General features: G+C 46.3%; 15 protein-coding genes and 1 pseudogene. 2 read left to right on the top strand and 14 right to left on the bottom strand.

From position 1 onward, the window contains the following. The first annotated feature begins 82 nt into the window (after positions 1 to 82). Positions 83 to 577 (top strand): helix-turn-helix domain-containing protein, encoded by a 495-nt coding sequence (locus MED297_RS09685; protein WP_008044448.1) that lies wholly within the window; start codon positions 83 to 85, stop codon positions 575 to 577. Between the two features lie 70 nt (positions 578 to 647). Here the strand turns inward: MED297_RS09685 and MED297_RS09690 are convergent, their stop codons facing one another. The 10 genes and pseudogenes from MED297_RS09690 to MED297_RS09730 all read right to left on the bottom strand — a co-directional run bounded on the left by MED297_RS09690 (position 648) and on the right by MED297_RS09730 (position 9,162). Continuing rightward, positions 648 to 944 (bottom strand): transposase, encoded by a 297-nt coding sequence (locus MED297_RS09690; protein ID WP_008044451.1) that lies wholly within the window; start codon positions 942 to 944, stop codon positions 648 to 650. 223 nt (positions 945 to 1,167) lie between these two features. Next, entirely contained in the window at positions 1,168 to 1,599 is a 432-nt protein-coding gene (locus MED297_RS09695; protein ID WP_008044453.1) for a hypothetical protein, read from the bottom strand. Then, positions 1,599 to 2,201: pseudogene (locus tag MED297_RS22425) on the bottom strand (RHS repeat-associated core domain-containing protein); the annotation flags it as partial. The pseudogene MED297_RS22425 and the gene MED297_RS09695, both read right to left, overlap by 1 nt. An 86-nt stretch (positions 2,202 to 2,287) precedes the next feature. Next, positions 2,288 to 2,974: an RloB family protein gene (locus MED297_RS09700; RefSeq protein ID WP_008044457.1), complete on the bottom strand. Its 687-nt coding sequence runs from the start codon at positions 2,972 to 2,974 to the stop codon at positions 2,288 to 2,290. Between the two features lie 2 nt (positions 2,975 to 2,976). Beyond that, positions 2,977 to 4,371 (bottom strand): AAA family ATPase, encoded by a 1,395-nt coding sequence (locus MED297_RS09705; RefSeq protein ID WP_008044458.1) that lies wholly within the window; start codon positions 4,369 to 4,371, stop codon positions 2,977 to 2,979. Between the two features lie 152 nt (positions 4,372 to 4,523). Continuing rightward, positions 4,524 to 5,477, bottom strand: coding sequence for a tyrosine-type recombinase/integrase (locus MED297_RS09710; RefSeq protein ID WP_008044459.1), 954 nt, complete (start codon positions 5,475 to 5,477; stop codon positions 4,524 to 4,526). 2 nt (positions 5,478 to 5,479) lie between these two features. Continuing rightward, positions 5,480 to 6,349 (bottom strand): toprim domain-containing protein, encoded by an 870-nt coding sequence (locus MED297_RS09715; RefSeq protein ID WP_008044460.1) that lies wholly within the window; start codon positions 6,347 to 6,349, stop codon positions 5,480 to 5,482. Then, positions 6,349 to 7,101: an IS21-like element helper ATPase IstB gene (gene istB, locus MED297_RS09720; RefSeq protein ID WP_237613431.1), complete on the bottom strand. Its 753-nt coding sequence runs from the start codon at positions 7,099 to 7,101 to the stop codon at positions 6,349 to 6,351. The genes MED297_RS09715 and istB overlap by 1 nt, the downstream gene beginning before the upstream one ends. Beyond that, entirely contained in the window at positions 7,076 to 8,632 is a 1,557-nt protein-coding gene (gene istA / locus MED297_RS09725; protein WP_040557121.1) for an IS21 family transposase, read from the bottom strand. The genes istB and istA overlap by 26 nt, the downstream gene beginning before the upstream one ends. 266 nt (positions 8,633 to 8,898) lie before the next feature. Next, positions 8,899 to 9,162, bottom strand: a complete 264-nt coding sequence (locus tag MED297_RS09730; protein WP_008044464.1) for a hypothetical protein — start codon at positions 9,160 to 9,162, stop codon at positions 8,899 to 8,901. A 160-nt stretch (positions 9,163 to 9,322) separates the two neighbouring features. Between MED297_RS09730 and MED297_RS09735 the strand changes: the two genes are divergently transcribed. Continuing rightward, entirely contained in the window at positions 9,323 to 10,309 is a 987-nt protein-coding gene (locus MED297_RS09735; protein ID WP_008044465.1) for a hypothetical protein, read from the top strand. Positions 10,310 to 10,710: 401 nt separating this feature from the next. On the opposite strand, the gene MED297_RS09740 is transcribed toward MED297_RS09735, so the two are convergent. The 4 genes from MED297_RS09740 to MED297_RS09755 all read right to left on the bottom strand — a co-directional run bounded on the left by MED297_RS09740 (position 10,711) and on the right by MED297_RS09755 (position 17,998). After that, positions 10,711 to 11,193, bottom strand: a complete 483-nt coding sequence (locus tag MED297_RS09740) for a hypothetical protein (protein WP_008044466.1) — start codon at positions 11,191 to 11,193, stop codon at positions 10,711 to 10,713. After that, entirely contained in the window at positions 11,190 to 14,486 is a 3,297-nt protein-coding gene (locus MED297_RS09745; protein WP_008044467.1) for an RHS repeat-associated core domain-containing protein, read from the bottom strand. The genes MED297_RS09740 and MED297_RS09745 overlap by 4 nt, the downstream gene beginning before the upstream one ends. A gap of 14 nt (positions 14,487 to 14,500) precedes the next feature. Next, positions 14,501 to 16,453: an RHS repeat protein gene (locus MED297_RS09750; RefSeq protein ID WP_237613432.1), complete on the bottom strand. Its 1,953-nt coding sequence runs from the start codon at positions 16,451 to 16,453 to the stop codon at positions 14,501 to 14,503. Positions 16,454 to 16,558: 105 nt separating this feature from the next. Then, the gene (locus tag MED297_RS09755; RefSeq protein WP_008044469.1) at positions 16,559 to 17,998 is read right to left on the bottom strand and encodes an RHS repeat domain-containing protein; all 1,440 of its coding nucleotides are present in this window, start codon (positions 17,996 to 17,998) and stop codon (positions 16,559 to 16,561) included. Between the last annotated feature and the right edge of the window lie 128 nt (positions 17,999 to 18,126).

The raw sequence follows: 18,126 nt of genomic DNA on the forward strand, positions 1-18,126 counted from the left end.
CTCCCACCCGTATTGCCAGGTTTTGATTCACTAACAGATAGATTAGATGAAAATACGGAGCAATGACGTTCATGGATGAGTTATGTTTATCAAGACACTCGCTGAATTTTTACAAAAGCTGAGGTCGGTAAAAAAAGCGGCTGAGGCGTCCCCGGACGCGTGTAGTGCGACGATAGTATTGCTTGATGCTGTGATCAATCAAGAAGAGGTCGATAGCACGGTAATCAACTACCCTGTACTTGAACATATCTTGCAGTACATAGATGTCCACCTGTCCGGTGCTTTGGATGTACCCAAGCTCGCCGGCATCGCAGGCTTAAGCCAAGCGAATTTTACGCGCATATTCAGTCGTCATGTCGGCTCGTCACCTGCGGATTACATTTTGCAAAAGCGACTGGAAAGAGCGACCAAGTTGCTGTCCGACAGCCAGTTGAGCGTTAACCACATTTCGCTGTCCTGTGGATTTAAAGACGCCAACTATTTTTCTAAAGTGTTTAAGCGCATCTTTTCCATCAGTCCGGTCGAGTTCCGAACGACGGGTATGTACTCATCGCCTAAGAGCGTTCATGAGTCCTAGAAGGTTACTTATAGGAGGTATCGTTCAATTGAACCAATAACTCAAATTAAAAAAACAATTGGGATCAAAATCAAAGTGTGCCAGTTCGACCATACTTATGATTGAAGTATTGCACATATCGGCGGCCTAACGTTTGCAACAGTCGACTGTTGCCTTTTTCGTCTTTGGGTGTGCACAAGATATGCACATTGTTTGTCATTAACACAAACGGATGGATAGCGACGTTGTTTTGTTCAGCGCCTTCTTTTAGATAGGTAAGATAGACTTTGTAGTCGGACTCATCGCCAAAACAGGCCTGGCGATTATTCCCTCTTTGTACAATGTGGTGTGCCACACCGGGAATGTATACACGAGGTTTACGATCCATGATGGTTTCTCCTTTCACCAAAAGCTCGTAAAAACCAATCTAAACTGACTCAAAAATCAATGACTCTGACCCCTTTGATTGTGACCCCTTTGATTGCATTGACACCAGCTTCCTAATGGGTGACCCCTTTTACTTAAAAAACAAAAGCCCCGATCCGAAGATGGGGCTTTTAGGTTTGGGCTAGGGGCTTGACTTAAAATTCAATGACAACGACCCCTTTGATTTACTGTATTACCTCTTGTAATTTTTGATAAGCCTTTTCCATATCCTTTAAGCCTACGATTTTCAGGTTTTGTTTAAATCTAGTACCCAACAAAATCAATGTAACGTTTCCTGTCTTATCCCTTTGTACTTTTTTTATATTTAAGTCATTAAAAGGAAGTGAAAACTGTTTTTTTCCAACAAAGCGAAGATCGCTTGAATTAATCACCAAGCTACTTGATTTCATATTTTTTACTCGCGAAGTGAAAGACAGCACATCCCATAGTAAAACGACAGAAAGAAGCGATACCAAAATATAGATCAAAGTGCCAAAATAAGATTCACCATATAAGACTGCAGCAACAATTAGAATGGCTGCTGCACATGCTTCTACCGCTATTGTTTGGGCAAACATTTTTTTGAATTTTGACTCATCGTATTCAAACTTGCTCATTAATCATCTCCATCTTCACCTGATCTTGCAGCACACATTGCCATCCCAAGAGCTCTTCTAGCATAGCAAACAGCATTAGATGTTGGGCTTGCCATACATAAAGCAAATGATATTCGGACACCTTCGAAACATCGATCCCTTGGTTTTTGAGGAGGTGTTGGTGGCGGTGAAGATGGCTGGACTTCAGAGCACTGGTAAGACGAGGGATCTACTGGTTCTGGCATCCCTGGAACATATATTCCCGGATTTCCTGTAGAGGACATATGAGAAATGGCCGCCATTTCTTCTGGTGTAGGGTAATAAGGCAATTCAGAATACTCTGGACCAGCTAATTGGCTTGTAGGTACAAAAAATGCGAAGCCTACAACACTAGCCGCTGTTGCTGCTGTTGACAATCCGGCAGCCCCTGCAGCTCCTGCTCCTTCAGAGATTGCACCCCCTACTACGTTATAACCCCCTGCGAGACTCGCTGACAATCCATATGGATCTGCATAAATTAAAGGATTCCCCCCAACATACCCATAAGTATTGAGCCCACCACCGAGCCCAATCGGATCACTTTGAAAATACCTACCCAAACTCGGATCGTAATCCCGGTGGTAGTTGTAAACTAAACATCAGTACGACCCAAAAATCTGAAGGTAAATATTTACACTTTTACTCCTCATGAGTTAGATTTTACGAGTACTCATTTGAAATACTCATCCAATTTTAGCCCAGTTGCTTCTAAGTCATCCCAGATCAAATCAATATTCGGCATTAGCACTTCCGGTGGAACTTGCTCTTCATCTTCAGTAAGACTCTTTAACTTCTTTGAATTCTCTATAGCGACTCTAGTTTTTAACAGCACCTCTTTCATCGAATCACTTCCCTTTAGGGTGTTAAGGTGGGATTTCAAAAATCCCCCATGATTTTCTAACGCTTCTTTTGAGAATTCATCATCCCAAGTTGTCGGATCTTCGTAATGGCAGATAAACCATATTTCAACGGCAGGAGAATTACATATTACTGAGACGCCTTTCTGCCTACAGGTAGTCAAGGCTTCAGCAGTCCCTGACATATGAGTACCTGTGAAATGGTGGTCAACGTCGATTACTACATACGCATTATCTGTTTCACCAGCTAGTTTTACCTTTTGGGTTTTAAGATGATCCAGCATGTCGTTAACAACATCTTTAGGCGAACTTCTTGAATCATCTTGCTTAGGAATCGGAACAATTTGCAGAAGGTGTTGAAACCTTTTAGGAGTCAGCTTTTTCCACTCTTCAAAATACTCTGCTTCAGATTTCGCTCCTTCAAAGGCAATATGGAATCTCGTTGCTTTAATTTTCTTCTGCTGGTACTTACTTCCCCGTCCTGTTGATCGAGAAAACATACTTATACCTCTAGTGCACTATGAACTAGATTCGGGATTGCGCCAAAACGACCTTGCAAGTAGGCTTTCTCTATGTCTTTATCGAATCTAGTACTGTACTCATTGAGAGAATATAGATGAGTTGATTGATCATTTTCCTTCTGAACAAACCAGATTTCATCCCTTCTCAGCAATTCATTATCGAGCAATCCTGATTCGTGAGTCGTTACAATCAGCTGATCTTCTTCTACTCCATACTCACTGGATAAAAAAAGCTCTAGGAATTTACGTGCTAATAACGGATGGAGGCTTCTATCAAATTCATCAATTACGTATACACTCCCCAGTTTGAATTTCCCTTTCCTGTAACCGCATAGGGCAGGAATTAAGTCTAAAAGCCTTCTTGTTCCATCAGATTCATTTTCAAGGTCAAACTTTACAACGTTTCCTTCATTCGAGTTATGAACGGACATATATTTTTGAACAGAAATAGAATTATCTTCATGTAGTTTGAAAACGTAATCTTCATCATGAAATTCAAGTTCTACCTTTTTTGTACTCTCTTTATCGAATCTGGGCTCACGCTCTAATCTTTCTTTTGCAAAATCGATGAATTCTTCCGGAAAATGTGACAATGGAATATCTTTGAACGATATGTCACAAACCCCGGTATCAAATTTGGTTATCGCATCTAAATAGCTGTTGTCGGAGCTATCATTGAGTTCATTGTGTAATCCACCATATCTACTGATTGGATAGATCAATGTTAATCGAACCCAAAAAAATAGCATCGCTGGAAGCATATAAGTCGAAGTGCTTTCAATTTTTTCGTGGATATTCTTGATTCTGTATTCATTGAGAAACAACTGATTATCGGCGGTATATTTCATTAACCGAATGAAATCTGCGATATCTTCGCCTTCGTCATCACCGACAATATCTGTTTTTGTTACATACCTGCCTTCGTCGTACTTGCGTTCAAAAATACAAATTTCTGAATTTCCAACGACTTCAAAAAGGCTTTCTTCTAATATCCGCTTTTCGTCTATTCGAAATCCATAGGCAAAATATCTATGACTGCCTTTTCGTAGGTTATCTGTAAACTCGAAATAGAATGATGAAGGTTCTAATTTACGTGCTTCTGTATCTAGCAAAAACTTTTCACAGTCAAAACCTTCTGCTTTACCTGCCCCTAGAACTATCAAGTCTTTGGCAAATGAAATCGACTTGATGATATTTGACTTACCCGAAGCATTTGCTCCATACATAACTGAAGATCGCAGGACATTAATGTTTTTTTGTTGATCGACATTAACCGTATGAGATTTGTGCCGTCTGAGCCTATTTTCAGCCTTCATATTAAGTTCAATAGGGGCATCGATAGACCGAAAGTTTTCGGCTGAATAATAAACAAGCATACTTTGCCTCTGGTGATATTTTCACGCTACTACATAGAATAGGTTCAATTTAGCAAATAATTTAATAGTTAGCATCATATTAGCGTGATATTTTCACGTAAAATCCAAACAAGATAATTAAGGCTGGAAACAATCACAGTTTAACTGTTTATTCATACATAATGATCAATCTCAAACGGATGTGTACTTTTATAAGTCCGTTTCAGATCCCGAATCGTCACATGGGTATAGATCTCTGTTGTTTTCGGGTCTTCATGGCCTAAGAACTCTTGGAGGTCACGCAGCTCGGCGCCGTTCCGATGCATATGCGTTGGAGTCGTATGCCTCAGAAGATGACAGGAGCCTTTGTCAGCTACAGCTGATCTTAAGATGTACTCATGGACAAGGTCCGTCAGAGTAGATTTCCGAATTCTTTTGCCTGTGGTACCCAGAAACAAGGCTTCACCTGAATCCAGTCGAGCATGCAGGGGCCGCAATTTATCTAAATAGCTCTTAATCCAGAACAATGCTCGCTCTCCAACAGGGACAACCCGGTCCTGATCACCTTTGCCCTTGTGGATGGTTACTGTCCCGCGCTTGAAGTCGATATCCCGGATATCGAGGTTTGCCAGCTCCGCCCTCCTTGGTGCAGAGGCATAGAACAGCTCTAGAATGGCCCGGTCGCGCAGCCCAATTGCGCCTTTGGTCATCGTTTGCCTGATTAATTGCTCAATCTGCTCTACATCCGGAATCGTCTTAGGCAACCGTTTGCGTACTCTGGGCAACCGAAACTTCGTATAGAAATCTGATGCGATCATCTCGTGGTAGTAGAGACACTTCAGGAAGCTGGTAACGGCCATCAATCGAGCCCGTTGAGTGGAGAGCGCTAACGGCATCGCGGTGCGGGCTTTGCGGTATTTGTACAGAAATCGACGATAGGCTTCCAGTAACGCCAAATCAATGTCGTGCTCACTGTGCACGCCTTGATGCGTGCACCAGTCGAAGAAACGAAGACACAGAACTTCCTTACCATCGACCGTGGCATCCGCCTGGCCACGAGCCAGGCAGTCCTCCAGGAAGAACGACAGACATGCCTGCAAGCCAAGCGTTTTATGTTTGCGAGTCATGATCAATGCCTATCCGGATGAGCGTTCGACATCACAAACGGGTTGCTCAACGCCTGCATCAACAAGCGTTTGGGGTTTCGCATTGAAGACAGGCACGCGTTCACGTCCAAACCGTCGGGCAACAGCATGATGTAAGTGTTGATGCCAATCCGGTTGTTAAGTTGTGCAATCCGACGTGCGCAAACACTCTCTTCCCGTGAGTCACCGAAGGCAATGATGACATTCTTTACACCAGACTTGTGCAGGAACGTCAGGTGTCCCATGCTAAAGCTAAATACGCCCATTAAGGCAATGGTATTTGTAAGCCCTAGTGACCAGAGGGATAGCGCATCCAGCGGGTTCTTACACAAAAATACTTCACTTTGTTTTTGAATGGCGGCTTCGTTAAAGAACCGCGTCTCGGGTGTCCGCCAATGCACAAAGTACACCGAGTGCGTTTTCAGCTTCTTGGTAATACGCCGGCCATAGGCACCGGTGACTATGCCTTCACCATTAATGAAGGGGACGACCAGAGCGCCCCGGAAGAACTCATGACCGCTCGGTTTGAGTAAACCCACACGCTGAAGCGCCCCTCTTGAACTGGCTTCATCTTCCTTTGACAGCTTTTGTAACGATAAGCCTAGAGTGCGATCGGCATATCCAATCCGAAATTGATCTACGAGTTTTTGATCATCCAATCCACGGTGGCACATAAATCGGCGCGCACGAACATGCGTTTTCAATGTTTTTTGATAGTGCTGCAAGACTTGATCGGTCAGTCGCCGCTCCTGACTCGATATAGAATCAGGAACAACAAAGACAGAATCATCGACATCATGAGAAAGATTACGGGCAATACTGATCGCCCCTTGTTTTTCAACGTAGAGATCCATTATTTTGTCTCCTTCGTCATCGCCATCTTTTTGCGCATTGAGGAGCCATGCAATTCAATCTTATGAGCCCGATGAACAATGCGATCCAGCAAGGCATCCGCAATGGTCGGCTCGTTGATGTAGTCATACCAAGCTTTGACCGGAAGCTGAGAAGCAATCAGCACCGAACCAGTGTCGACCTTGTCATCTATGAACTCTAAGAGATCCTGCCGTCCTTCATCAGTAAATGGCGTCATTCCCCAGTCATCGAGAATCAACAAGTTCATTCGGGAAACTTTGGCGCGTAGCTTTGCGAGTGTACCATCAGAGCGAGCAATCGCCGTTTGCTCCAGAAGTCGACTGACCCGCGAATACATCACAGGCAAGCCGTGTCGTATCGCTTGATTTCCAAATGCGCACGCCAGCCAGCTTTTACCAACGCCAGTTGGTCCAGTGATGAACATGTGTTGAGCGTTCAAGATCCACTGGCAAGTCGATAGCGATTTGATCTTTGCTTTCTCTAAACCACGCCGAGCGGTGTAATTCACGTCTTCTAAACACGCTTGTGTCATTTTGAATTTGGCTTGTGATAGAAGTCGTTTGCGTTTGCGCTCATCTCGCTCGTGCGTTTCAGCGTCAATCAACATGCTCAAGCGTTCTTCGAACGGCAAGCCTTGCAGGTCAGTCGAATCGTTCTGTACTTCCAGTGCCTGGCACATGCCCATAAGACGCAGGTCTTTCATTTGATCAATCGTCTGTTGCATGGTCATCATCTAACCCTCCTTCATAATAAGAGGCCCCACGGATGTTTTCGTGTGTCGGTATTTGATTTGTCTTGGCTGTTGATTCCGTATCCGCTTCATCGAGCCTATGCGCCAGTATTGAGCGAATACTTTTTACTGTTGGAGACGCAATGCGAAGCGCCCTTGCACAAGCAGCTTCAAACCGTTGCTTACCATAAGACTTGGCGAGCCCTTTTAATTGAGAACAGGCTTTGCGCCCTATGAGTGAGTGCTCTGGCCGACCCTTAAACTGCGTCTGAACGACTTCCATTGCAGACGTACCTACCGTATTCGCCCAATCGAGAAATCCTTGCAGGTCTTGATTAGCGTATGCCTGGTGCGCGATTGGGCGGTGGTCAGGGTTTGTACTGGCTGTTCCAGGCGTGTCGTCGCGCTCATGAGTAGCCACTTGTTTTTGTAGGTGGAAGAACTGAACGTGTTTTGCGCTTATGCGAGCATCCACATATTCACCGACCAACCGATAAGAAACCGAATAGGCATGATTGTGAATGTAAATGTGATAGTCCGGTCCAACTTTCAGTTTGCAATTCCATTCTGCGTATTCGTAGGGTTCGGCGGGTAACGGCTTTAAGGCGGGCTTATCAATTTCAAGAAAGCGCTCATAACGATTACCTGGCAATCGTTTAAAAGGTCTTAAATTAAGCGTCGTCAGCTTTTCTTGAATCGCTTCATTGATCTCCTCAATACAGAAAAACTGCTGCCGACGCAACGGAGCGATGACCCACCGATTGATATGAAGAACCGCATTCTCACCTTTGCCTTTATCTTGTGGTTTAGCTGGGCGAGTAGGCAAGACGACGGTGGCGTAGTGATCAGCGCATTCCTGAAAAGTTTTGTTGATCACTGGAAATAAACCAGGAGTGGTAACGGCGGATTTTAGGTTGTCTGGCACAATGGATTGCGGAACTCCGCCAAAGAACTCAAGCGCTTTCGTGATAGCTTCCACCCAAGAGGCGAGCTTTTGATTGGGCACTGCACGTGCAAATGTGTAAGTCGAGCATGGCAGTACCGCGACAAAAATTTGCGCATATTGTTCTGACGTGTTCTTGAGTCTGTAAGGGATAGTAGTGCCTGCAAAGTCCACTTGCATGGTTTCACCTGCGAAGTGTTCCAACCGCATTGAGCGGTCAATGCGTTCCAAGAATGCGCGGTAGTAAAAATTAAACTGGGAGTAGGAATAACCGCGTTCTTTGAAGGTCTCCTTGTAATCCTCCCAAAGCTCAATGCGAGTTTGGTGTTTCGCCTGCAGCAACTTATGGAGCTCTACCCAATCCGGCATGACTTTGTCTTGGCTGACGTCACGGGGCTTCAGAAAATTACTGGACAAGTCTTTGTCATTCATTGACTGAATTGCTTCCCAATTCCATTGGAGCTTCTTAGACAACCGACGACATTTCTTTACGGTATGAGGTGAAACATCCAGCTGTTTGCTGATGGCGTGATTGCTCATCGTTGAGTGGTGAATGAGACGCAAGGTGTCTCGATAAATTTGCGTTTGCATAGCATTACCCTCCAAACGCTTGGTTAATTCAATCGCGATCTGAAAAGACTCGTTGATAGACCGATATCTTTTTTGCATACAAAAACAGCCTGCAAGAGCCTTTTCAGACACTGTTTTAGGTTTGACTTTGAATTACGCGAGGACGACAATGAAAGCAGTCGAGATATACACAAACGACGCCTTCGAAAAGCCCAACGAGCCCCAAGCTCTGGGCTTTTCTTCGTTATCCCCTTTCTGATTTAGGGTCCCATCACATTCACCTCCAATTACTTGGCACTTGCTCGTTGTTGAGCAAGAAATACGGCGACATCTTTGGTAAGGGCGAACTTCCCACGGCGGTGGGGAATAGAAAAGATCGGGACGTTCACAGTGTTGCGAACGAGCCCCTGGCGAAAGGCATGGTCTGATACGTAACCCAAGGCTTTATAAAGATCCTTGCCGCTCATCATTGGGCCGTACCGGTCCGTTAACTGAGATTCCAGTTCTTCTATCAGCACTTGCTGTAGTTTGTAAGGCGATTGAGATTCCATAAAAACCTCACCAGTCAGCACAGACCATGACGTAATGTGATTTTATCGCAATATGGACTACATTAGTGAGTAACCATTTTGTGGTCGCCATTACAGTTTTTCAAAACTAAATCTATGTATTTCAAAGACTTAGATTTAATAGTTACTGGGTGGCATTTTTATGGTCACAAGAGACGCAACAGAGACCGAATTAAAAAACGCGATCAATCAATTCAAACGGCGCGTTTACTTCTTTTTTATCTTCAATCATTTTGGTGGAAGCTCATACGGGCGAATAGAAAAGCAGCTAACTGGCCATCACTATGAGTCAAGTGAAGATTTCTGGGAGCACTACCCACGTTGCCTTTACAGGCTCAACAAAGGCCAGCCGTTAACCAATGAAACGTTCCTCGGCGAACTGCACAAGAAAATTCCAGAAACAAAATTTCTGTCGAACCACATACTTTGGCACGTACTGACAAATCCTTTAATGAATGAAACGGAAGTCATTGATTGCATGAAATCCCTTCCGTTGAAGTACTCAAACAAACTCTTTAGTGCGACAGGAGAAAAATGGAAACGAAAAGAATTGAGATACATAAGTCAAATCAACCATTTCGCGGAACTGGGTGATTATGACGCATTAGCCTGTATCCTCCTGTTAATCAGAGAGGCAGAACTCAACAAGAAAGCTCACGCGTACGTGCGATTAAAATGGGCGGTTAGAGATGTTTTCTCGATTTTATCAACAAAAAAAGGCTTTCAGTTCTTTGGCAATGAACTGTTTGAACTATGCGATGCTCTGTTTCTTAAACCAAACAATCCGCTACCAAATAACTTCACAACGATTTTTGATCGAAACTTGAGAATTTACCAATACTCAAAAGGACCTTTCAGCATAGATATTGAATGCTCAGTAAATACCGCATTGTTGTACCACGCAGAAATTCACGGATTCGTATCCAGATCCAGCAAAGCTCAACACCATTGGCTAATGGCAGCAATCGAGAACTCGAACCGAGCAAAGCTTGAAGAAGAGTTGAAGCAATTAGACTTTGATTACAAATACAACAACAATACCAACTCTTTGCCTGACAACCTCAAACAAGTGATGATCAATTTTACGGAAGACAAACGTAAAGACCGCTTCAGGTCTCCACTGTTCTAACAATACCCAATCCTAAGATGACGACCTAGCTAATCAGCTAAGTATTCGAATACAATGCGGTCCGCAAAGACTCCAGTACAGTTTGCATACAATAACGGCGAGTACATGCAAACTAAAACAGCGGGACTTTGCATTCTAACCGGCCTCCACAGCTGTAGGCGCTGGCCCAAATTACAAGCCGTGCCGGTGATGAGTGCAAACGCAAACCGGTTTGCTGTGCAAACAGCGCTGGTGAAAATGCAAACTAATCTGAGAAGCTGCATTCCTATACCATCTCAATTAGCGCAACAGAGTTGAAGTAAATTACCCATAATTACCTATACGATAGGTAGTTATGGGTAAAAACAAAGAAATGCCCCGATCCGAAGAGCGAGGCCGTCAGGTTCTTACTTGCGCCTATCTTAAATTAGTTCAAGTAAGTCTGATTTTGAGTAGCTCTCTAGCGACAAAATAGTTTCATCTAAGGGGTCAAATAATTTGTTTACCAACTCCTTTAGAGCTAGTTTTTGCTGTTTACTTAAATCTAACAGAAAGCTTTTCTGCCTTTCTCTATTAAATTCAGAATTTCCAGAAAGCATTCGTAAAAATGAAAGATCTAGATCTTCGCATTTACTAGATTCACTTATCATCATTCGTGAAAGATCAGGAAGAAGCATCCTAATCTCAGCTCCAGTTAGAAACGAGAAAAATCCAGAAAAGTCATAACCAAACTTTTCGATCACCTTGTCAGAATTGAGTTCAGAATCGCCCAATTCCATTAGAAATTGTTCTACCTCGAATCTCTCGTGTGAAATTAAACCAATTTCTTTTGCTGAACTATCAACAGATCTAGACTGAAAAAAATTCTCAGAAATACTTTTCAACAGAGTGTTCTGTTCAATCATGGTAGGCAACCCTCACACTGGTTTTCTCGCATGCGCTGTGCGCACAGACCCGCTGCTTTCCAAGCTTCTGCTGCAGCTTCCCTATGACCTGCATCTCCGCCATTATAACAAATGTTATTGACCCGTTGCCGAGCTGCTGCACACATTTGGTTTGCTGCCATTCGAGCACTGTATTCTTGGCAGCTTAAAGAAGTGTTCTTACAGGATCTCGGTTCATCCTTACAGTATTTTTGCACATCGGCTTGAAGAGAAGCATGCAAACCAGCAGTGCAATGTCCAGGTGTTTCAGGGACATCTGAAGATCCTTCATAGCCTGTTGAATCTCCCGGAATCATGAGCAAAATTGCTAAAGAAACACCGGCAACTGCATCAGCAGGACCTGGGGCAGGTGTATCTGCCAAAGCCATTCCCCCTAGAGCAGGAAGAGCAGCTACCATATCCTCATAATCCAAACCCAGAGGATCAATACGAGAGATTGGATTCCCACCAACATATGCATACGTATTGAGCCCTCCGCCGAGCCCAATCGGATCACTTTGGATGTACCGCCCCAAGCTCGGATCGTAATCCCGGTAGTAGTTGTAACTTAAACCACTTTCACTATCCCGCCACTGCCCCGGGAAGCTCTGAAGGTACCCCAACCCATTACCAAGCGTCTCATGCACTTCACCGAACGGTGTGGTGTGCTGCTGCCAAACCACATTACCGAGGCTGTCCGTCAACAATTTTGGGGTGCCAAGATGATCACTGTGGATAAAGGCAACTTCCACATTGACTTGTTGAGTATCGATACCTTCACTGACGCTTTCGAAGCTCAGGTAATTGACGTTGACTTCACCGGTATCAAATCTAAGCCGGAGGGTGTGCTCGCCGGCTGGGATATCGTCTAGGAACTCAATGTCACTGTAGGTTTGCCAACCTTGCGCTGGAACAGCTTTCGCGCTGTCAAACGGCAGCCCATCCAATTCCAGGCTGATGGTCTGCGTTCCGCTGTTTGCGGCGCTCCGCACGTTGATTTGGTAGGTTCCAGCCGCGCTGACCTCAATCGTATATTCCGTCCACTCACCCGCTGCTGTCCAGCCGATATTGCAAACGCCATCCGCATCGCCTGTTGCCTGCGAGTCAGTATCACCGGTGTCACAGACGCTGTCGCCGTTATCACCGGCCGAGGTATCGTAACTGTTGATAAAGTCTTCCGCTTCGATACGGCTTGGTGTCACCGTTCCGGGCTCAGCAACCGTAGCGAGCTCGGAGCCAAAGAACATAGCAATGGGTTGCTGACCTAGATAGAGGTACTCACGTAGGATATTGCCGTTTGCATCGGTTTCGGCGATCCGTTTGCCTTGGGCATCGTAATGAATATGAAGGCGCTCACCTTCAAACATTTTAGTAATCCGCTGCCCTAACGGGTTATAGGTATACTGGGCCAGCTGCGGTCCTTCGTGGATTTCAACTTCCGCAAGGCGATCGTTCTCGTCGTAGGCTAAATCCAGCGTACGGTCGTTGTTCATGTCCAGGATGAGCTGACCGCTTTCACTATAAACGAACTGCCGGTTGTCGGTCTCCACGCCGTCTGTGGTGATGTCGATGTTGGTTAACTGATTGGCATCGGTGGCGTAATCGTAGTCTTCGACGAACGTTTCAGTCGGAGTCGCTTTTTGTCGCTGGGTTCGGTTACCGACCTCATCGTACTGATAGGCGTAGCTCCCATAGGGGCCATCCGCAGCCGTCAATCGGTTCAGGGCGTCGTACTGGTACTGCTGGTCTTTGCTGACGTCATCGACGTGGGTAATGCGTTCAATGTTGCTGTTCAGGTCGTACTGGTACACCCAGTTCTGCACGTTGCTGACGATGTCGGTCAGTCGATAATCCAGATCGTATTGGAAGTTCTGGGTTAGGCCATTGCCGTAAGTGAAGCCACTCGTGGGCCCGAACGGTAAATAGTGCAAGTCGGTAACGACCGGTTGCACCGTCGCCCCGGCGCTGGCTTGCGTGCTGATCCCGGCCAGTCGCCCCTGGTTGTCATAGGTGTAGTTCACTAACCGCCCACTCGGATACTGCATCTGCTCCAGTTGACCAACTGAGTTAAAGAAATACAGGGTGGTGTAGGTTTGGCTATCAAAACTGCGTTGTTCGGCTACCAAGCGACCTAATTGATCGTACTGGTACTCTGTCTGCCCGCCATAATGGGTAATACCTGTTAGCTGGCCTTTGCCGTAGTTAGGCGTGCCGGTTATGCCATTGCTGACGTTGTCGTAGGTAAAGAGGACATTCTTTGTTGGGTCGGCAGGGTAACGCTGTTCCGTTAACCGGTTGAGGGCATCGTAACTGTACTCAATCGTCGTACCGTTGGCGTTGGTTCGGCTGGTAACGTTGCCGGCTTCGTCGTGTGTGAAGGTGGTCACGCCCGTATCCGGGCTGGTGATGCGTTCAAGTTCGCCATAGCCGTTGTAATCGTAACGGGTGGTCAACCCACGCGGGTCGGTGACGGTCTCGATCAATCCATGGTCATTGTAGGTCATGGTAGTGGTACCGCCTTCCGGGTCCACCACTTCGGTCAGCCGGCTCAGTGCATCGTAACTGTTTTGCGTCGGCGGGTTATTTTTGGGGTCGGTAACGGCTGTATTACGGCTGTCGGCGTCATAATCCAGCTTGGTGGTTTGCTGATCCGTTCCACCCACATGCTCACGCAACCGGTTCAGGTCATCAAAGACCTGGGTGTGCTGACGAACAATGCTAGAAGAAGCATCCTTCACCGTTTGCGCGGTAATGTTGCCGGCAGAGTCCAGCGTGTAGTCGATCCGTTCTCCGTCACTATTGGACATGGCAACCAAGCGTTGCGCGCCGTCGTACTCATAAAAAATGACCGCCCCATTGGGCTGCTCAACTGAGGTTAACGACCCGGACTTGTTGTAGCCGTAGACGGTGGTTTGGCTGCCAGATTGCGTCGTGACCGTCTGCTGTAAGACATTGCCTTTCCAGTCGTATTGCACATCGATGACCGCGCCATTTGGAGTAGTGATCGTCTGCGCTAAGCCGCCACCGGTGTAATTGCTGTAGGTGGTGGTGTGTCCGGTGGCATTGGTCACCGAAAGCAGATTGGCCGTGGCCAAATCGTAATCATAGGTGGTCACATCCTCTACATCGGTTCTGGGACCGTCGACGGAAGTGACCTGATCCAGTTCGTTGTAGGTATAGCTCGTGGTTCGAGCCCACCCGGCGGTTGCACTCATCGAGACAGCAACAGCCAGTGCCAGGCTTTTAACCGTTGTCGTTTTCAGTTTTATTATCATGCCTTTGCTCCCTGTTATTGCACTGGCGTGGTTTGTGTTTGAGTAATGTTCCCTGATGCATCAAACCTGTGAGTGGTGACCTCTGATGCCGTTTTGATCTCTTCGATTTGGTTATGTTCGTCGTTCCAGACGTAAGTCGTGGTATGGGCTTCGGCGGTGCCGACGCCAACCGTTTCACTGACTTTGCGGTCGAGTCCATCGTACGTCCATTCGGTGACGATGCCGGCTGGGCTGGTATACCGAATCAGCAGCTCACGATCATCATAGTCCCAGGTTTCAGTGGTCACATCGCAGTTATCGCATTGCGTGATCGCTTTACTGGTCAGTTTGTATTGGCCACGGAACTTCGCGTATCGGTAGTGCTCTTCTCGGTAGGCATCGCTACTGGTATCTCGATAAAACTTAACAACTGAGCGCCCATCTTCGGGGTAGCTGACTTCCACTCGTTCAGAACCGTTGTAGCGTTCCGACAATGTAGCTTTTCCATCGTCATTGTACGCGATGTTGGCGATTCGATTGCTCTCTTGATCAACGATGCCGGTGATGTACCTCGGAAAATCAGGGTCCTCAAACAAGTACTCTTTGAAAGGATTGTCATCCAAAGACTCGGGGGTACTGTCGGGGTACACCACTTTGCTCAGGTTTCCTTGAGCATCGTACTCATAATGAATCTGGTGGCCGTCTTGATCGGTCAGGGTACTTAAACGACCCTCACTGTCATAGCTGTAATTCAAATACCGTCCGAAGCGGTTGCGCTGCTGTGTAATGCGCGGCATGCCGTTGATCAGCGCCGATTCATAGATCACCGAAAGCTCGTTGTTTTCGTCTTTTACTTGTTTAATTACGCCCGCTTCTGAGAACTCATAAACCTGTTTAGAAGCCAAGGTAACGGTGCGACCGTCATCGTTTAAGGTGATGCTCGGCAATAATGGGTTGGTCTGGTAAGTGTTGCTGCCGGCCGGAAAGAAGAAGATGCGCTCAATGCGATTGCCCAGACTGAAAGTCTTAGCAACGGCACCATCTGCAAAGGTACGGGTTGTCAGTGTAGGGCGCGCATTGGGTTGCCAGAAGTCGGAGCCGGACAGGGCGTCTGAATCACCATCATCGGATACTGATGAAACATTCGGGGTTTCGTAGTAACGGGTGTACTGAACCGCATCTTGCCCAAAACCTTGGTAGTCGACCTCCGTATAGTGTTTTTGACCGGTGGCACAGTTGATAGGGTTGTCGGTAGAGGTATTGGAGCAGGTGCCGTGAGTCTCGGGGGCTAGCTCCCAGCAGCGGTTGGTTTCTTCACCGTTTGGTAAACGGCTTATATCATCGTTATGATTAGGCTCAGCGTGTGTGAATAAAACATTAGAATAGGGCTCGTAGATCGTATACGCAGGGAATGGTTCACAAGAACTGGTTGTGGTGTTAAAGAGTTCATCGCATTCGCAATCCATTGATACGGGTTGGCATTCATCATAAACCACCTCATAACCGTCAGGGCAGACTCGTTTCATATCACATATTAATACACCTCGGGTGTCAAATACTCCTTCTTCGTCTGTCCAGTTACATGCTGCGTAATCTGCATTTACTCCACATGTGTAGTTGTGTCCTGCAACTCCCTGAATCATTGAACAAAAATTCTGACAGGCTGCTTCAGGCGTTTCACCCTCTGATATTCGACCAAAGTCATCATCGAAAGTACAGGAATCATATTCTTCAGAAGGCAAAGGATTAACGCATACATCACCTACGAGCACCTTCCCGTCGGGACAAGATACTCGACTTTCACAAGTTAAAGACCCTCTTGAGTCAAAGGTTCCACCTTCGTCAGTCCAGTTGCAAGCACTCCCATCGGAGTTCACTGAACATGTATAAGTATGACCAGAAGCTCCTTGGATCATCGAACAAAAGTTCTGACAGGTTGAGTACTCACTCGAACCCGTGGCAACTCGACCCGCTGCATCATCAAACATGCAAAACTGTTCCGCAAGCAAGATACCAGAACACAGAGTGGGAACGCTAGAGGTAAGTATAATCCTCAGCATTCGAAACAATTTCATTAATGCGTTTGACACTATTTAGTTTCCTATATTACTTGAGACAGTACTTGCGTTTACCCGACGACCCATAGAGTCGAACGTGTATGTGGTGACGTATGTCGCGGCAGTGATCGTTTCAATTTGGTTGTGCGTTTCGTTCCAGGTGTAAGTGGTAGTGTGTTCTTCTGTAGTACCGACACCAACCGTTTCACTCACTTTGCGGTCGAGTCCATCGTACGTCCATTCGGTGATGATACCGGCTGGGCTGGTATGGCGAACAAGCAGTTCACGATCATCATAATCCCAAGTTTCAGTGGTCAGCTCACAGTTATCGCATTGCGTGATCGCTTTACTGGTCAGTTTGTATTGGCCCCGGAACTTGGCGTATCGGTAGTGCTCTTCTCGGTAGGCATCGGTGCTTGTGTCTCGATAAAACTTAACATCTGAGTGCCCATCTTCGGGGTAGCTGACCTCCACTCGTTCGGTACCATTGTAACGTTCGGACAGGGTGGCTTTACCCTCGTCGTTATAGGCAATGTTGGCGATCCGATTGCCTTCTTGATCAACGATGCCGGTGATGTAGTTCGGGAACTCCGGATTTTCAAATAGGTACTCTTTGAAAGGATTGTCTTCCAAAGCCTCAGGAGTACTGTCGGGGTACACCACTTTGCTCAGGTTGCCTTCAATATCGTACTCGTAATGAATCTGGTGGCCATCCTGATCGGTCAATGTACTTAAACGACCGTCACTATCATAGCTGTAATCCAAATACCGACCAAAGCGGTTGCGCTGTTGTGTAATGCGAGGCACGCCGTTGATCAGAGTCGACTCATAAACTATGGATGGCTCGCTGTTATCGTCACTTATTTGTTCAATAACACCCGCTTCTGAGAACTCATACACCTGGCCAGAAGCCAACGTGACGGTGCGACCATCTTCGCTTAAGCTAATACCGGGCAACAATGGGTTGGTCTGGTATGTGGTGCTACCGGCCGGAAAGAAGAAGATGCGTTCAATGCGATTGCCCAGACGAAAGGTCTTGGCGACGGCACCATCTGCAAAGGTTCGGGTTGTCAGTGTAGGACGCGCATTGGGTTGCCAATAGTCAGAGCCGGAAGACGCATTTGAATCGTCATCATTGGATACTGCTGAAACGTTCGGGGTCTCGTAGTAACGGATGTACTGCACCGCATCTTGTCCAAAGCCTTGATAGTCTACTTCGGTATAGTGTTTTTGGCCGGTGGCGCAGTTGATGGGGTTGTCAGTTGAAGTATTAGAGCATGTGCCGTGGGTCTCGGGAGTGGGTTCACTGCAGCGAGGGCTGTCGTGATTGTTATCGGGATAACTGTAAATGACCTGTTCAGTTGCGTCCCAACTGGTCTGAGGCGTTATTGGTGTGCATGTGTCTATTACCGAGTCGTAACGCTCATTGCACTTACAAATTGTTTGATCTTTACATAAACCATCCTTCAATGTCATTCCTATAGGACAATGGTCCCAACCTAAACGGGTAATTCTTTCACCCCATAGATTGCTGTAACCCGCACCGTCTCCATCGCCTACTCGCTCGCCATTCCTTTTGTAGGTAAATATGGTCATCGGAACCC

The sequence above is a fragment of the Reinekea blandensis MED297 genome, from assembly GCF_000153185.1.
Taxonomy (GTDB): domain Bacteria; phylum Pseudomonadota; class Gammaproteobacteria; order Pseudomonadales; family Natronospirillaceae; genus Reinekea; species Reinekea blandensis.

Excerpts from the sequence above, each read along its gene's own strand:
- MED297_RS09685 (WP_008044448.1), top strand. The coding sequence starts at position 83 with ATGTTTATCAAGACACTCGCTGAATTTTTACAAAAGCTGAGGTCGGTA.
- MED297_RS09690 (WP_008044451.1), bottom strand. The coding sequence starts at position 944 with ATGGATCGTAAACCTCGTGTATACATTCCCGGTGTGGCACACCACATT.
- MED297_RS09695 (WP_008044453.1), bottom strand. The coding sequence starts at position 1,599 with ATGAGCAAGTTTGAATACGATGAGTCAAAATTCAAAAAAATGTTTGCC.
- MED297_RS09700 (WP_008044457.1), bottom strand. The coding sequence starts at position 2,974 with ATGTTTTCTCGATCAACAGGACGGGGAAGTAAGTACCAGCAGAAGAAA.
- MED297_RS09705 (WP_008044458.1), bottom strand. The coding sequence starts at position 4,371 with ATGCTTGTTTATTATTCAGCCGAAAACTTTCGGTCTATCGATGCCCCT.
- MED297_RS09710 (WP_008044459.1), bottom strand. The coding sequence starts at position 5,477 with ATGACTCGCAAACATAAAACGCTTGGCTTGCAGGCATGTCTGTCGTTC.
- MED297_RS09715 (WP_008044460.1), bottom strand. The coding sequence starts at position 6,349 with ATGGATCTCTACGTTGAAAAACAAGGGGCGATCAGTATTGCCCGTAAT.
- istB (WP_237613431.1), bottom strand. The coding sequence starts at position 7,101 with ATGATGACCATGCAACAGACGATTGATCAAATGAAAGACCTGCGTCTT.
- istA (WP_040557121.1), bottom strand. The coding sequence starts at position 8,632 with ATGCAAACGCAAATTTATCGAGACACCTTGCGTCTCATTCACCACTCA.
- MED297_RS09730 (WP_008044464.1), bottom strand. The coding sequence starts at position 9,162 with ATGGAATCTCAATCGCCTTACAAACTACAGCAAGTGCTGATAGAAGAA.
- MED297_RS09735 (WP_008044465.1), top strand. The coding sequence starts at position 9,323 with ATGGTCACAAGAGACGCAACAGAGACCGAATTAAAAAACGCGATCAAT.
- MED297_RS09740 (WP_008044466.1), bottom strand. The coding sequence starts at position 11,193 with ATGATTGAACAGAACACTCTGTTGAAAAGTATTTCTGAGAATTTTTTT.
- MED297_RS09745 (WP_008044467.1), bottom strand. The coding sequence starts at position 14,486 with ATGATAATAAAACTGAAAACGACAACGGTTAAAAGCCTGGCACTGGCT.
- MED297_RS09750 (WP_237613432.1), bottom strand. The coding sequence starts at position 16,453 with ATGTTTGATGATGCAGCGGGTCGAGTTGCCACGGGTTCGAGTGAGTAC.
- MED297_RS09755 (WP_008044469.1), bottom strand. The coding sequence starts at position 17,998 with ATGACATTGAAGGATGGTTTATGTAAAGATCAAACAATTTGTAAGTGC.